Source organism: Streptomyces sp. NBC_00234, from assembly GCF_036195325.1.
Lineage (GTDB): Bacteria > Actinomycetota > Actinomycetes > Streptomycetales > Streptomycetaceae > Streptomyces.
In genome coordinates this window covers 159,754-174,976 of record NZ_CP108101.1, presented here as the reverse complement: position 1 = coordinate 174,976, position 15,223 = coordinate 159,754, and the positions used below count along the sequence as shown (strand labels likewise).

General features: G+C 70.4%; 14 protein-coding genes and 1 pseudogene. 9 read left to right on the top strand and 6 right to left on the bottom strand.

Going from position 1 to position 15,223, the window contains the following annotated elements:
• Positions 1-146: 146 nt before the first annotated feature.
• Complete coding sequence (locus OG230_RS00910) at positions 147-863, bottom strand: TetR/AcrR family transcriptional regulator (protein WP_328908185.1); 717 nt, start codon at positions 861-863, stop codon at positions 147-149.
• Between the two features lie 99 nt (positions 864-962).
• On the opposite strand from OG230_RS00910, the gene OG230_RS00905 reads away from it, so the two are divergent.
• The gene (locus tag OG230_RS00905; protein ID WP_328908184.1) at positions 963-2,156 is read left to right on the top strand and encodes an FAD-dependent monooxygenase; all 1,194 of its coding nucleotides are present in this window, start codon (positions 963-965) and stop codon (positions 2,154-2,156) included.
• Positions 2,157-2,257: 101 nt separating this feature from the next.
• On the opposite strand, the gene OG230_RS00900 is transcribed toward OG230_RS00905, so the two are convergent.
• Complete coding sequence (locus OG230_RS00900) at positions 2,258-3,400, bottom strand: S1 family peptidase (RefSeq protein ID WP_328908183.1); 1,143 nt, start codon at positions 3,398-3,400, stop codon at positions 2,258-2,260.
• Between the two features lie 439 nt (positions 3,401-3,839).
• A complete protein-coding gene (locus OG230_RS00895; RefSeq protein WP_328908182.1) occupies positions 3,840-4,295 on the bottom strand; it encodes a group II truncated hemoglobin in 456 nt (151 codons plus the stop codon).
• Between the two features lie 468 nt (positions 4,296-4,763).
• On the opposite strand from OG230_RS00895, the gene OG230_RS00890 reads away from it, so the two are divergent.
• From OG230_RS00890 to OG230_RS00875, 4 genes and pseudogenes are all read left to right on the top strand, one after another.
• On the top strand, positions 4,764-5,057 hold the full coding sequence (locus OG230_RS00890; RefSeq protein ID WP_328908181.1) for a hypothetical protein: 294 nt from the start codon (positions 4,764-4,766) through the stop codon (positions 5,055-5,057).
• A gap of 273 nt (positions 5,058-5,330) precedes the next feature.
• On the top strand, positions 5,331-6,002 hold the full coding sequence (locus tag OG230_RS00885; protein ID WP_328908180.1) for a HEAT repeat domain-containing protein: 672 nt from the start codon (positions 5,331-5,333) through the stop codon (positions 6,000-6,002).
• Between the two features lie 3 nt (positions 6,003-6,005).
• On the top strand, positions 6,006-7,010 hold the full coding sequence (locus OG230_RS00880) for a MerR family transcriptional regulator (RefSeq protein WP_328908179.1): 1,005 nt from the start codon (positions 6,006-6,008) through the stop codon (positions 7,008-7,010).
• A 361-nt stretch (positions 7,011-7,371) separates the two neighbouring features.
• Positions 7,372-7,910, top strand: a pseudogene (locus tag OG230_RS00875) (DUF1062 domain-containing protein).
• Between the two features lie 171 nt (positions 7,911-8,081).
• Here OG230_RS00875 and OG230_RS00870 read toward each other — a convergent pair.
• On the bottom strand, positions 8,082-9,095 hold the full coding sequence (locus OG230_RS00870) for an NAD(P)/FAD-dependent oxidoreductase (RefSeq protein WP_328908178.1): 1,014 nt from the start codon (positions 9,093-9,095) through the stop codon (positions 8,082-8,084).
• A gap of 98 nt (positions 9,096-9,193) precedes the next feature.
• Here OG230_RS00870 and OG230_RS00865 point away from each other — a divergent pair, with 98 nt between their 5' ends.
• From OG230_RS00865 to OG230_RS00850, 4 genes are all read left to right on the top strand, one after another.
• On the top strand, positions 9,194-9,790 hold the full coding sequence (locus OG230_RS00865) for an XRE family transcriptional regulator (protein ID WP_328908177.1): 597 nt from the start codon (positions 9,194-9,196) through the stop codon (positions 9,788-9,790).
• Between the two features lie 115 nt (positions 9,791-9,905).
• Positions 9,906-10,784, top strand: coding sequence for a class I SAM-dependent methyltransferase (locus OG230_RS00860; RefSeq protein ID WP_328908176.1), 879 nt, complete (start codon positions 9,906-9,908; stop codon positions 10,782-10,784).
• A 167-nt stretch (positions 10,785-10,951) separates the two neighbouring features.
• Entirely contained in the window at positions 10,952-12,160 is a 1,209-nt protein-coding gene (locus OG230_RS00855; RefSeq protein ID WP_328908175.1) for a cytochrome P450 family protein, read from the top strand.
• A gap of 51 nt (positions 12,161-12,211) precedes the next feature.
• The gene (locus OG230_RS00850) at positions 12,212-12,982 is read left to right on the top strand and encodes a crotonase/enoyl-CoA hydratase family protein (RefSeq protein ID WP_328908174.1); all 771 of its coding nucleotides are present in this window, start codon (positions 12,212-12,214) and stop codon (positions 12,980-12,982) included.
• A gap of 95 nt (positions 12,983-13,077) precedes the next feature.
• Here the strand turns inward: OG230_RS00850 and OG230_RS00845 are convergent, their stop codons facing one another.
• Together OG230_RS00845 and OG230_RS00840 are read right to left on the bottom strand one after the other, a co-directional pair.
• Entirely contained in the window at positions 13,078-13,668 is a 591-nt protein-coding gene (locus tag OG230_RS00845; protein WP_328908173.1) for a hypothetical protein, read from the bottom strand.
• A 35-nt stretch (positions 13,669-13,703) separates the two neighbouring features.
• Positions 13,704-15,215: an ATP-binding protein gene (locus tag OG230_RS00840; RefSeq protein ID WP_443051621.1), complete on the bottom strand. Its 1,512-nt coding sequence runs from the start codon at positions 15,213-15,215 to the stop codon at positions 13,704-13,706.
• Between the last annotated feature and the right edge of the window lie 8 nt (positions 15,216-15,223).

Below are 15,223 nucleotides of genomic sequence, written 5' to 3'. Positions count from 1 at the left end.
TACGGGTTCTCGACATCGTCGCCCGAACTTCCTGACTTCCGCAGATGAACCCGCCGCGACTGCCTCACTGATACGGGTCCAGGAGTGACGCCTGCTGTCGCCGTGCGGCGGCGGGCAGGAAGAGCCGGGAGCGATCCAGCCCGGGGTTATCGTGCGCGCTGGTCGATGAGGGCGGCCAGGCCGTCAAGGATGCGTTGCAGACCGAACTCCCATGCCTGATCCTGTCCCTCGGCCTGGGCTGCTGACGCGAGGGCCTCGGTGAGCGCGGGGAATCGCTCGCTGTGCGTCTGCATCAGATCGCCGAGGACGGCGCCGAGGTGAGCCTCGGGGTTGGCTGCGGGGCCCGCTGCGCGGGCTTGCTGGCTGATGCTGCGTACGTGCCCGACCATCAGGACGGCCGCGTCCATCCGCTCGGCACCGTTCAGCCCCGTGCCGTCCAGGGCCGAGATGGCGTGCTCCACCCAGGACAGCTCTCCAGGCCCCGGGATCCGTGGCCCGATGATGGCGTCCAGCGTCCAGGGGTGCCGGCGAAAGACCGTGAGTAGCTGGCGGGCCCATTCCTCCAGCTGCTCTCGCCATCCACCGAGCCGCGCCTTCGCTGCCGGGTAGGGGCCGATCGCGGCGTCCACCATCAGGGCGACCAGTTCCGCCTTGCCCGGCACGTACCGGTACAGCGCCATCTTGGTCACGCCCAGTTGGGCGGCGACGCGCTGCATGGACACCTCGGCCAGCCCCTCCGAGTCGGCGATCTCGGTCCCGGCCCGCGCGATGCGGTCCAGGTCGAGTTTCGGCCGTGGGCCCCGCGCCGGCTTGGGGTGCGGCCCCCACAGCAATCGCACCACCTCGGCGTGCTCGCCACCCATCTCTGCCGTCCTTCCTGCCTTGCCTTGCCGAAATTACTGTGTCTAAGGTACACAGTAATTATTAGTGTCCGTCGGACGCAGTTTTAGAAGGGGGAGCCCATGAACAGGAAAGTCCTCATCTCCGGCGCGAGTGTCGCCGGCCCCGCACTGGCCTACTGGCTGGGACGCCACGGCTTCGAGCCCGCTGTCGTCGAACTGGCCCCGGCCCTGCGCCAGGGCGGTCAGGCCGTCGACTTCCGAGGTGAAACACACCTGACCGTGTTGGAGCGCATGGGTCTGATTCCCGAACTGCGCCGTATGCGGACCGGCGGCAGCCCGGTGCGCTTCGTCGACGAACTCGGCCGCACGCTGCTGCACCTGCCGGCCGAGTTCACCGGCGGTGACATCGAGGTGCTCCGCGGTGATCTGGCGCATGTGCTGTACGAACACAGCCTCCCGCGCACCGAGTACATCTTCGGCGACTCGATCACCGGCCTCACCGAGAGCTCCTCCGGCGTGCGGGTCGACTTCCGACACGGAGCCTCGCGCGACTTCGACCTGGTCATCGGCGCGGACGGGCTCCACTCCAACGTCCGTCGTCTCGCCTTCGGCCCGGAGGAGGACTATGTGAGTCACCTCGGCTACTACGCCGCCACCTGGCAGCTGACCAACGACTTCGGCCTGGGAGAGGGCTCGATCGGCCACAACGCTCCGGGGCGGTTCGTGTCCGTCGGTGCCGACCATCGGAACCCGGCGCAGGCAGGGGCGTTCGTCGTCTTCGCCGCGTCCGAGCTGTCGTACGACCGTCACGACGTCGAACAGCAGAAGTGCCTGATCGGCAACGCGTTCTCCGGCCTCGGCTGGGAGGTGCCCCGACTGCTCGGGACGCTGCCCCAGGCCCCCGACCTGTACTTCGACTCGATCAGCCGGGCGGACGTGGGTACTTGGTCCGCCGGGCGCGTGTGCCTCGTCGGCGACGCCGCCTGTGGCGCCACGATCGGTGGCATGGGTACGGGAACCGCAGTCGTCGCCGCCTACGTGCTGGCCGGCGAACTCGCGCGGGCCCAGGGCGACCACCGGGTGGCCTTCGCCCGGTACGAGAGCAGGCTCCGGAATTACGCCAGGGGGTGCCAGGCGGGCGGCGACCGCACCGGGAAGTTCCTCGCGCCCGCCACGGCCGCCGGCATACGGTTCCGCAACACCGTGTTGTCCCGTCCGTTGTTCCTGAACGGAATGCTCAGGCTGGGGGAGAGGGTCAGCAGCACGGTGTCCCTGCCCGACTACGCAGTCGAGCCCAGCCGCGTCGGCCGGTGAATCGGTCTGGCGATGCCCTGGTACGTGGCGCGTGGCGGCGGCGACGGCGGGTCGTCCACCCGGTGCACGGCCGTGGTCTGCGACCGTGCACCGGTCATCGGTCAGGCCGTGTGGAGGGTCAGGCCGTACCTGCCGAGGATCTCGTTGATCGGCTGGAACCACGTCTCGCCGCCGGAGGAGCAGTTGCCCCAGCCGCCGGAGGTGACGCCCTGGGCCTGGTCACCGCTGATGAACGCACCACCGGAGTCACCACCCTCCGCGCAGACGCTGGTCTTCGTCATCTGGTGGACGGCGCCCTGGCTGTAGTTGACGGTCTCGTTCTTGGCCAGGACGGTGCCGCAGTGCCAGTGCGTCGTGGAGCCCGAGCGGCAGATCGAGGCGCCGACGGGGGCCTCGGCGGAGCCGCGTACCAGCCGGTCCGAGGTCGTGCCCCAGCCGAGGACGACCGGTACGGTCCACCAGCCGCTGTGGATGCTCACGTACGCGTAGTCGTTGTCGGGGAACGAGGAGCCCTGGAACGTGCCCATGGCGGACCCGTCCCAGCCACGCACCGCAGCCCCGGCCTGCCCGCAGTGACCGGCTGTCACGAACCCGCCGTGCACCGAGAAGCCGATCGAACAGCGGACGTTGCCGGTGTAGTACGGGTCGCCGCCGACGGTGCCTGCCGCGTACGTACGGGGCGCCGAGGCGGTTTCCGCGACGGTGACGGGTCCGTTGCCGCGGGCCTTCTCGACGAAGGACCGAACGGCGGGCGTGTTCCGCTCGGTACGCACGACCGTGACGACGACGCTGTTGGCCTTGGGGTCGACGTGCCAGCCGGCCACGCCGGCGGGCGCGGAGAGCGCGTCCAGCCGGGACTTGGCACGGTCCAACGCGACGGCGCTGTGGCGGACGATCCGGGTATCGGCGCCCAGGGCGCGCACGTCGGCCTGCTCGGTGCGGTCGGTGAGGCCGACGACGAGCCGTCCCGTGGCCGGTTCGAACCACGATCCGCCGTACGCGCCGCCCGCGGCCTGCCGGGCGTCCCGCTCGACGGCTGCGGCCGCCTTCTCGGCGCGGAGCCGCTCCGCCGCCTGCGGCGCGGTCAGTCCGAGGTCCTTGCCCATGGCTTCGACCAGTCCGGCCGAGGCCGTGGGCGGGGCAGCGGTGGGGGTGGCGTGGGCGGCTCCGACTTGGGCGCCGCCGAGTCCGACGGTCAGTAACAGAGCCGCGGCGGCGGCGCGCAGGGGGGTTGTGCGGTTCACGAGGGCCTCCAGAGGTGGGGGGTCGAACGCGCTGAGAGCGCTCTCAACGAAGCGCCGGAGGTCACGCTAGCGGCGATGTAATGTCAGGTCCATACCAAGAATCGGTCGCATGGCCGGCGTCACCCCAGGCGGGGCCCGCGTGAGGGAGGAGTGGATCATGGTCCCGCACGGCCTGACGTCGCCGTGGACGTCGTGCCCGATGGCGACCGGCCCGGGGCGGCTACGTCGGCCCCGGCCACTCCCCTCACCGAACTCCTTCCCGGACGTACCGTCCGGGCCCGTCGGCAAAGACCATCCGCAGCGGGCCGCCGGTGCGGGCCGTTTCGCGTCCCTGGCATGACCGTTGCGCCGGGAAGGCCGGCCAGGTTCATGCGTGCGCTCTCCGCGTTGGCCGGGGTGGCGGCACCTTCGGTCAACCCGGAGAGCGGAGGGCAAAGAATCAGGCCAGTCCGTTCCAGCCCCATCGAGGCGTGGGCCCGGGGTCACCGACATCGGTGCCGACCGGATCGGCTGACACCTCGCGGGCGATCTTGGTGCCCCAGTCGAAGTACTCGATGACACGGCTCCGCAGCAGTTCGTCGTCCGGGAGTTCCTTCTCGACGGCAGCTGTCATCAGCTCCATCCAGCGCACGCGCTGCTCCTCGGTGATCGACAGGCCGAGGTGGGCGCGCAGCAGAGCCTGGTGGCCGCCGAGTTCGTCGGTGAACCGGGTCGGGCCGCCGAATACCTCGGCGAGCCAGACGGCGACGTGTTCGGTATGGGTGCGGCTGAAGTTGGCGAAGACGGGCGCGAGCAACGGATCCGCCAGGACGCCGTCATAGAAGGTGTTGCTCAGGCGGCGGAGCGCATCAAGGCCGCCGATGGCCTCGATCAGAGGTTTCGTACTGTCGGTCATTCCGCCTCTTCTGGGGTGGATGCCACGTTGGTCTGCTCGTGGTGCTTCCTTCGCGCGAAGCTCTGCGTATTCAACCCGCAGAGCGACTCGAATGCGAGCATAAACCGGCGAAGTCGACCTGGCGGGAAGGGACTTGCCCGGCCAGGGCGCCTAAGAAGAATCGTTTGGATCACCGGCCTTTGATCCTGTGCTGTAATCCCCCCTACCGGTTCTGGAAGGGCCGACAAGAGGTGAGGGGGACAGGCCGTGGCTGCTCGGGTGCGATGTGCTGCTGGGGTGCTCGTGATGGCGGTGACCTTGCCGCTGGCGGGTTGCGGCGGGTCCGACGGCACTGCGAGCGACGGTGGGAGCAAGGAGCGTGCACCGGCTGCTATCAAGGCCGCTCGGACCTATCAGCAGGCTCAATTGGACCATGATTGGGAGGCTGCCTGCGAGGCCCGGACCGAACGCCTGCGGCGGAGTTGGGGAATGGACTCCATCGCCGAGTGTGTCGAAGCTACTGCGGCGCCCAAACCCGGTGACAACCGGGACGCGCGGGTACGCACCGGTGAGGCGGTCGAGGTCTCGGCCTTCGGTCCGCACCCGGCGGGAATCGGCCTGGGGATGACGGTGGACTCCAAGCGGCTCGCCATGACCGTTCACGTCGCGCTGCGGCTCGTTCCTGACGAACACGGCACCTGGCTCGTCGATCAGGCGGTCAACCTCGACGAGACCAAGAGCGCTGACTCCAAGGCTGTGCGCACGGCGCTGGAGAGCGAGTAAGCCGGGGTTTTTTCTGGTCCACCGGGCAGACCAGAGGAAGATGCTCGCGATGTGGAGTCCGGCCAGGTAGAGGGTCGCGGTCCTTTCGTAGCGGGTGGCGATACCTCGCCGGTGCTTCGGGCGGTCGATGCAGCGTTGCACCGCTCGCGGACCCAACCGTGGATCACCGCGCAGCGTCACCGACGACAGAATCTTGGGACCCCCTCGCGAAGCCACCTGTTTGACCTTGACACGGTGACAGGGTCTTCACTCCTTGCCGAGGAGGTGGTCTCGATGATGGTCACGAGACAGGACACGGATGTGACGCGAGCGCTCCACGGGTTGGAGGACGACCGTTCACACGTGCGGCTGCGGGCTGCTCTGGCGGTCGGCACGGCGCCCGACCCGCGCTTCGTGGACAAGCTCGTCGAGCGATGCGCGGTCGAGCCCGAGTTCTTCGTCCGCGACATGCTGACCTGGGCGCTCACCCGCCACCCGGTGTCCATGACCCTTCCCGAGCTGCTCCGCGAAGTCCACTCGAAGCGCGCGCAGGCACGGAGCCAGGCGCTGCACACGCTGTCCAAGATCGGGGACCCGCAGGCGTGGCCGGCCATCACGCGGACGGTTCTGGTCGACGCCGACGACGAGGTGGCGCGGAGCGCCTGGCGGGCCGCGGTCGTGCTCGTACCGGAAGGCGAGGAGTCCGCGTTGGCCATGGTGTTGGCGACGCAGCTCGGACGCGGTGGGCGGGAGACGCAGCTGAGTCTCAGCCGGGCCCTGGTCGCGCTGGGTGACGTGATCGAGCCGGCTCTGCTTGCCGCCGCGGCGGCCCCTGACCCGATCGCGCGTGCGCATGCGCTTGCCACGGAACGGCTGCTGCGCGACCCGGACACCGGATTCGAGTACGCGATCGAGGAGGCGAAGCGCGTCGTGGCCCTCGGAGGGTCCGGCCAGGAGGGACGATAGAGCGTGTTGATCGGTGAGGTGGCGCGACGGTCCGGGGTCAGTGCCCGCATGCTCCGGCATTACGAGTCGCTCGGTCTGGTGCGTCCTTCGGGGCGTACGGGCTCCGGCTATCGGGAGTATTCCGGGCAGGACATCCGGCGGATCTTCCATATCGAGAGCCTGCGGTCGCTGGGTCTGTCGCTGCGTGAGATCGGGCGCGCGCTCGACGATCCCGGCTTCGTGCCCTCGGCGCTCGTCGGCGACCTCATCCGTCAGACAAGCGAACGCATCGCTGCGGAGAACGAGTTGCTCACGCGGCTGCGCCGGATCGATGCCGCAGACCCGGCCGGCTGGGAGGAAGTCCTCCAGGTCGTTGCGCTCCTCCAGGCGCTGGGGTCGAAGAGCGCCGACACGCGCCAGCGCGCGGCCCTTTCCTCGGTCGACGAGGTTCAGGTGCCGGTGGAGGCCCTGGTCGAGGCGGCACTGAGCGAGACGGATCCGAACGTCGCCGGGGCCCTTCGATGGGCGCTGGCGCGATCGGATGACGGCGTCCCGGCACTGCTGGCGGAGGGCCTCGGCTCACCGGTGGCGGCGGTACGGGAACGTGCCGTTAAGTCCCTCGCCGAGATGCCCGGTGGTGAGGCCACCGCGCAGCTTCGGGATGCCCTCGCCAACCCCGACGTCGTGGTCCGCGGGTACGCGGCCTTGGCGCTCGGGACACGTGGTGTGACCGAGGCGGTTCCGATGCTCGTCGACATGATCGTGGAGGGACGGAACGACACCGACGCAGCCGATGCGCTGAGCGTGCTGGCGAGCGACACGGCGACGGCGGATCGGATCGCGTCCGGGCTCGTCGAGTGCCTCGCCTCCGACCCTGCTGAAGCGCCTGCCCGCGGACGGCTGACCCAGGCGCTTGCGGGCATCCCGGGGACGAGGGCGTCACGGGCCCTCGTAGAGCTGTCGCACGACGCGGACCGTGCCGTTGCGCTGACTGCGACGTACCTGCTTCAGCTGCGCGACGGACGGTGACGGTCGCTCCCGCCGCCCGCGAGGCGAAGGGGTACCGGACATGGGGCGGACGGCAGTGATCACTCCCGGCGACGTACACCGGCCGGTTGGCAGCCGCACCATGTACGGAGTCACCTTCCTGGGTGCCCGGTAGGTCGAGGGTGGTGCGGGCGCCCGCCGCGAAGCCTCGCCGCCCGCCCGAAAATCGGTGGAGCCGTACTCCCGTGGGCCGTTACTGTGCTCCAGCCCACCGTTGCCCTCCCTGTCAAGGACATGCCGTTGTACACCAAGTGAGACCCCCGAGCGCTGATCCGTCGCGCGTCGCACCTGTGCGCCGCGCTCCTTTCCGCTGCGGTCTTCTCACTGGAACCGGTGTATTTCTGTGTCCGAAAACTGGGTGGTCGTGCCCACCTGCCTGCCAATCGTTTTCCGCCGTTGCCACAGGTGCGCGTCCGAGCGCTTCCGGGCGAACGGCGAAGTCCGCCTCAACGTGAACCACAAGCTCCTCGATGCCTGGCTCCTCGCACCGTGTACCGGGTGCGGGGGCACCACCGAGCTCACCGTACGTTCCGTGCGACCCGAGCTCCTGAACCGGCTGTACGACAGGGACCCCGGCGTGGCAGCCGGGCAGTACCAGGACCCGGTCGTACGGCGTCGCGACGTCGGCGGCTCGGGCCGAACCGCGAGGCCGGCCTGGCAGTCGCCGTACGGTCCGCCGCCGCACCGGGCGCACCGCGGCCGGTGGGCGCCTGTGCCGGTGTTGGCCAGGTCTCGGTCCGCTGTGCGGAGTGGTTACCTGTGCGGCCGGTGCGACTGATCGCCGGAGGTTTCTGTTTCCCGCGAGCCGAGGGGAACCTCGTGTCGACAGTCCGCCTGAGAGGAAAGCTCCTGGGGGACTTCACCGTCACGCTCAAGGGCTGAGTCCGTCCCCGGGCAGGGCGCCGGGCATTGCCCGCCTGGCGCCCTGCCACCGGCAGTCGAGGCCCTCCGGGGGAGCCGGTTCGGCCTTACGCGGTCATCGGGGGCCTGCCCTCTCGATGGCGTTGCGGTAACCCGCGGACAGAAGCGCACCCAGCAGGGCGACGCCGAGTGTCAGGCGCTGGCCGTGCCACCCCGGGCCGCGGCCAGCGCGGCGTCGGTGTCGGCAGTGGCCAGCAGGGCGTTGATGTGGGCTGCGGCCAGGGCGCCGGCTGCGGCGGAGGCGCCTACCTGGGCGGTCGGGTCGGTGGCGTTGCCGGCCACCCACACCCCGGGCACCTCGGTGGTTCCGGACGTGCCGGAGGCGAAGCGGCGGCCCATGTCGTCGGGCAGGTCCTCCATCGGTAGCTTCAGCCCTTCCAGGCCCTTCGTGCGGGCCTGCATCCGCGTGGCGACCGCGAGGACCCGGCGGGCCACGACCTCGCCGCCGGCCAGGCGCACCCCCGCGATCCCGCCGCCGTCGGCCCGCACGACCTCTTCCACGGGGGTGTCGACGATGCGGATGCCTCGGGCGGCGAAGCGCGCGCGGGTGTCCTCGTCGAGTGCGGTGCCGCGGGTGAAGTAGACGAGATCGCCGGTCAACTGGCCGAACAGCAGCGCGTGGTGGACGGATGCGGGGCCGGTGGCGAGAACGCCGATGGGCTCGTCGCGGACCTCCCAGCCGTGGCAGTACGGGCAGTGCGCGACGCCGTGCCCCCAGTGTTCCGCGAGCCCCGGTACGTCGGGCAGCACGTCGCGGAGCCCCGTGGCCACCAGCACACGGCGTGCCGTGACCGTCCTGCCGTCGGCAAGGGTGAGGGTGAAACGCGGATCACCGTCGGCCGAGGGGGCGGCCGGCTCGGCCGAGTCCACCTCGCCGAAGACGACCCGGCCGCCGTACTGGCGCACCTGCTCCCGGCCGCGCCGGAGGATGTCGGCGGGTGGCATGCCGTCCAACACGATGAAGCCGTGCATGGCCTCGGCAGGCGCGTTGCGGGGCGCGCCGCTGTCGATCACGACGACGGAGCGGCGGGAGCGGGCGAGCATCAGCGCACCGTTCAGGCCTGCGGCGCCGCCGCCGATCACTACGGCGTCGACGATTTCACCAGGCAGTGCGTCGCTCGTGTACGCGGAAGTCTGTACGGACATGTCCTCGCGCCCTTCTTTCGGCCGTGGCGCCCAGCTGATCCGGGCCATCTGCCGTCGACGGTAGGAGCGGATTGCGACAAGGGCATACGGTGTTGCCTATGACGCAAGAAGATGGCGCTCTGGACGGCCTCGTACGCAAACGCATCCGCGCTCTGCGGGTCGCTCAGGGCTGGTCCCTGGAAGAACTGGCCACCCGCGCCAACCTCAGCCAGTCCTCGTTGAGCCGCATCGAGAACGGTCAGCGCCGCCTCGCGCTGGATCAGCTCGTCACCCTCGCCCGCGCTCTGGACACCACCCTGGATCAGCTCGTCGAGAACGCCGCGGCCGACGTCGTCATCAGCCCCGTGATCGACGCTGCCCACGGCCTGATGCGCTGGCCGGTGAAGGGTGATCCCGGGATGACCGTCACGCGTCAGCGGATGACCGAGCCGCCGCCGGACAACCCCTCCCGCATGCGTGCCCACCCGGGCCGGGAGTGGCTCGTCGTGCTGTCCGGCACCGCGATCCTGATGCTGGGCCACCGTCGCTTCCGCGTCGAGACCAACCAGGCCGCGGAGTTCCCGACGATGATGCCGCACGCCATCGGCGCCGAGGGCGGGCCCTGCGAGATCATGGGCATCTTCGACCGCGACGCGCGTCGCGGCCATCAACGCGACGACGGCGATCAGCGTGGTGACGGAGACCAGGGCGCGTAACGGGCAGGCTCGTAGCGACGGTGCGCCTTGCGCGCCTGGCAGCACGGAGAGCCATCTTCTTGCGTAATCCGCAAGAGGGCGTGCCGAGGGCGCATGGTCGGCTTAATGTGGCGGTATGACCCAAGCGCACGCGCACGCCCCCCACCACGGCCGTCACGACGCACAGCACGGCCACCACCAGGAGCACGACGACGGTCAGGCGGAGATGCTCGACCTGGACGCGGAAGTCCTCGCCGAGCACATCGCCGCCATCACCGAGTGGCTGCCTCTGAAGGCCGGTCCGCGTCGGATCGTGGATCTGGCCTCAGGAACGGGAGCGGGCACCTTCGCGCTCCTCGACCGTTTCCCGGAGGCGCACGTCGTAGCCGTCGACGCCTCGCCCGGGCATCTGCAGCGGCTGCGCGAGAAGGCGTGCGCCCGCGGTGTGGCCGACCGGGTACGCACCGTACAGGCCGATCTCGACGACGCCACCTGGCCCGATCTCGGTACGCCCGACCTCGTCTGGGCGTCGGCCTCCATGCACCACATGGCCGATCCCGACCACGCCCTCCGTACCGTCCACGACCTGCTCGCGCCCGGCGGCCTGTTCGCCGTCGTCGAGCTGGCCGGCTTCCCCCGCTTCCTGCCCGAGAACGCCCCCGAGGACCGGCCCGGACTGGAAGAGCGCTGCCACGCCGCGACCGACCGCTTCCACGCGGAGCACGTGCCCCACCGCGGCGCCGACTGGGGACCCATGCTGAGCGCCGCCGGATTCACCGTCGATGGCGAACTCGGGGTCGCGGTCGACATTGAGGGGTCCCGCCACGAGTCGATAGGCCGCTACGCCCTGGGGGCACTGCAGCGCATCCGCGGCACCGCCGCCGAGGAGCTCTCGGCGGAAGACCTCGCCGCGCTCGACCGGCTGCTCGACACCAGCAGCCCGCACAGCATCCTGCGCCGCGACGACCTCGCGGTACGCACCGAGCGCACCGTCTGGGCCGCGCGACGCAACTGACGTGCCATCCGCGCGGGGTGGGCCCGCGCGGCAGCCTCTGCGCACTGCCTGGGGCCGTACGCACGCAGCGTCTTCTGGAATGCGGCGGAACCACCGGATTCCGCATCTTCCGGCCGTCATCGGTCGTTGGTGCGGTGTCCGTGTCGGTTTCCGAGTCCGGAGATTCCGTGCCCGCTCCCGCAGTACCGTCCCCACCCCCTGACCTGCTGTCCGTACGGGTACGGGACCCGTACCCGTATTTCGCCTGGCTTCGCCGCCATGCGCCCGCCCAACCGGACCGCAGACCCGGGAGGCCCACCGTCTGGCAGATCTCCCGTTACGACGATGTCCGCACGCTGCTGACCGACGGGCGGCTGAGCAAGGACCCCGGCAGGGTGCCCGGCTACGTTCCGGGGCCGGCGGGGCTGAACCGGCACCTGGTCCACGCCGATCCTCCTGACCACACCCGGCTGCGGACCCTGGTGAACTCGGCGTTCGTACCCCGCCGCATCGCCCAGCTGGAACCTTTCATCAGCGATATCGCGAACCGGCTGCTGGACCGGATCGAGCAGCACACCCACGTGGATGTGATCGCGGATTTCGCGGCGCCGCTGACCTTCCGGATGATCTGCGCGATCCTCGGCGTCCCCCGGGAACTGGACAACGCGGTGACTCGGGACACTCTGATGGCCACCATCGCGCCTGCTCCTGGCCTGGATCCGGCCCGGGTGGAAGGCGATCTGCATGCCCTGCTGGACACCCTGATCGCGGGCAAGCGCGCGGGCGGTGAGCACAGCCGAGTGGACCTCCTGGGCGCTCTCGTGCAGGCGAGTGACGACAGCGGGGCGATGAGCGAGGAGGAGCTGCGCTCCACCGCCTACCTGTTGCTGCTGGTGGGACACGACACCACGATGAACCTCATCGGCAACGGCCTGCTCGCCCTTCTCCGCCACCCCGCCGAGACAGCCCGACTCACCGGACCGGAAGCCGCAAACGGCCTGGTCGGCACCGCCGTCGAGGAGTTGCTGCGCTACGACTCCCCGGTGCGGGACGCCACGTTCCGGTGCGCCGCGGAACCGATCCCCCTCCACGGGCAGATGATCGGCGAGGGCGACATCGTCAGCCTGGTGATCGGTTCCGCCAACCGGGACGAGGCCCGCTTCCCGGACGCGGACCGCCTCGATCTGGGCCGGACGCCCAACGACCATCTCGCCTTCGGCCACGGACCCCACTTCTGCATCGGCGCGGCCCTGGCACGCCTCGAAGGCTCCGTCGCCTTCCCCCGGCTGCTCGAACGCCTGGGCCCCGTGGCACTGGCCAAGCCCACTGACGAGCTCCCATGGCGGCCGGCTCGGGTGATGCGAGGTCTGGCCGCACTCCCCGTCGTACGGATCTGATCTCTTCCCGCCCCCCCCGCCGCACCATCCCCCCGACCAGGAGCACTCCCGATGGACCTTCAAGACCCCGTGATGGTGACCGAGCCACGCGCAGGCGTCCTTCTCATCACCCTCAACCGGCCCCACGTCCGCAACGCCATCGACCGGTCCCTGGCCGAAGCCATGGACGCGGCCCTCACCCGTCTGGAGACCGACCCGGCTCTGGCCGTCGGCATCCTCACCGGAGAGGGCGGCCACTTCTGCTCGGGCATGGACCTCAAGGCATTCCCCGCCGAAGGCGTCCCGGTCGTGGCCGACCGCGGGCTCGCGGGGCTGACCCGCTCCGGCCTCCGCAAGCCACTCATCGCAGCCGTCGAGGGTGCAGCCGTCGCAGGCGGCTTCGAGCTCGCGCTCGCCTGCGACCTCATCGCGGCCGCCGACACCGCGTTCTTCGCCCTGCCCGAAGTCGCCCGCGGACTCGTCGCCGCCGAGGGCGGAGCCATCCGTCTCCCCGGTCGCCTGCCCTACCACGTGGCCATGGAGCTGCTTCTGACGGCGGCTCCGCTGCCCGCCCCGGAAGCAGCCCGGTACGGACTCGTCAACCGGCTCACCCGCGAAGGTGAAGCCCTCGATGCGGCCCTTGCGCTTGCCGACCGTGTACAGGCCCACTCGCGCGATGCCGTCCTCGTCACGAAGCAGGTCGTCCAGGACACCCGTGGACTCGACGACCTCACCGCCTACGCCGTCCAGGACCCGCTGAGCAGCCCCGTGTTCACGACCGACGCCGCCACCGAAGGCGCCCACGCGTTCACCGAGAAACGCTCACCGGCCTGGCAGCGGTAGGACCTTCGGGGGGCTGCGAGTTCCATTGCCGCCCCGGTGAGGTCCCCAGCCGCATGGCGATCAAGGGGTACCACCGGGTCCGGCCCCTCCACGTGTCAGTTCGGATCCACTCCGTCCGCGCTCTGCGTCCGCGTGTTCGGCGGCGTCCCGGTCTGCGTCGGCCAGGTGTCGCAGCGCTCGGGCGCCAGCGCACGGTCCGTGCCCCGCAGTGCCACCAGGATGCCGCCGTCGGCGCTTTCCGCGTACGCGATGGTGCAGACGAGCTGACGTCTGGCCGGCTCTTCGAGGCCGCCCAAGGGGGCCGCCACGACAACGTCGACGGTGTCCCCGGCAAGCGAGATGCGGACGTTGCCGGCCGCAGCGGTCAGAGACGGGTCGTTGCGCAGCCCGGCCCGGAGCTCCGCCTCACGGGGGCCTGCCACCAGCGCGGCCACGGTCTTCACGGTCGGCGGCCGAGTGGGGTCGGCCGAGCCGGCCTTGTCGTCGGTGCCACTGCTGTATTCCCCGCCGAAATCCGCGGAGTCCCCGCCGCCCACGATCCGGGGCACCGGCAGCAGGGCGCCGTCGGGGGAGAGGAAGAAGAGCAGCATCCTGACCTGCCGCGCCGGGAGTACGTCGATGGTCGCCGGGCCGCTCGCCCCCACCACGTCCGTTTCCTGGATGCCGCACGCGGTGAGTGCGGCCATTGCCGCCACAGCTGCGGCAGGACGAAGACACGTCCTCATTCCGGTTCCTCATCTTCTTCGGGCCGCGTGCGCAGCGGCATCTCCACCGTGAAGACCGCACCGCCCTCCGGCCTGTTCGCGGCCCGGACGGTGCCACCGTGCAGGCGCACGTTCTCCTGCGTGATCGCGAGTCCGAGACCGCTGCCCGCGGAGCGGCTACGAGCCGCGTCGGCCTTGTAGAACCGGTCGAAGATATGCGGCAGCACCTCGGGCCGGATGCCGGGACCGTTGTCGGCGACCTGGGTGACCAGCACGTCCGTTCCGTCCGCGGCCGAACCCGTGTCCACGCGTACGGTGACGGGGTCGCTGCCGTGCCGTAGCGCGTTGCCGACCAGGTTGGCGACCACGATGTCGAACCGGCGCGGGTCGAGGCGGACCCGGATGCCCTCGCGCAGCTCGGTGCGGACGCGGTCGTCCCAGTGCCGGTGGTGGAGGGTCTTGCGTACGGTTTCCGCGGCGTCGACCTCGTCGGTGTTCAGCTCGGCTGCGCGGGCGTCGAAGCGGGAGATCTCCATCAAGTCCTCGACAAGTACGGCGAGTTTGCCGGTCTCCACGCTGATCAGCCGGACCGCCCGCGCGGTATCGGGGTCGAGGCCGTCGGCGTCCTCGTCGAGGACCTCGGTGACGGCGAGCATGCCGGCGAGGGGGGTGCGCAGTTCGTGCGAGACGTCGGAGGCGAACCTACGGGCGCGGGCCTCGGCCTGCCTGAGCTCGTCGACGGAGCGTTCCAGTTGGCCAGCCGACTCGTTGAACGTACTTGCCAGGTCGGCGAGTTCGTCGCTGCCTCTGACGCGTATACGCGTGTCGAGCCGGCCGCTGCCCATGGAACGGGCCGCCTTGCTCAGCGCACGGACGGGGCGCAGCACACTGCCTGCCGCGATCAGCGCGGGCACGAGGGCGATGACGAGGCCGGGCAGTGCCCCGTTGCGGGCAGCCGTGAGCAGGGCGTCGACGTTGTCCTGTTCGGCCGTCATCCTCATCACCGCGAACAGGAGGAGCCCGGTGGGCACACTGCTGTCGCTCACGCCGGTCCTGGTGACGACGGGGATGCCGATGGTGAGGTAGGGGACGCCGTTGCTGACGACTCTCTGGAAACCGCCGTGCGGGGTGGAGAGCGTGACGCGTCGCAGCTCTGGGGTGACCACCGAGGAGGTGGGGTTGGTGCCGGAGGAGACGCGCAGCGAACCGTACTCCGCGAAGACGATCCAGGGGTGCGGTTTCGCCTTGCTCGCGATGACGAAGAGCGACTCCCGGAGCATGTCGGGGTCCACCGGCAGTGAGGGGGCCAGGGTCTCGGCCTGCTCGCGGAAGGACGTCACCGCGGTGTCCTGGGCGCCGGCGAGAACGGCGTTGCGCGCCTCACGGTAGGTGAGTGCGGCGGTCGTCCCGGCGCTGACCGCGGCGACCAGCAGGAAGGCGAGGACCAGGCGGGTACGCAGTCCGAAGGGCGCTGTCCGGTGCGGGCGACCGACGCGCGGAGCACGCCTCGTGGCGCGGGAGGGCGGTATCCCGGTGG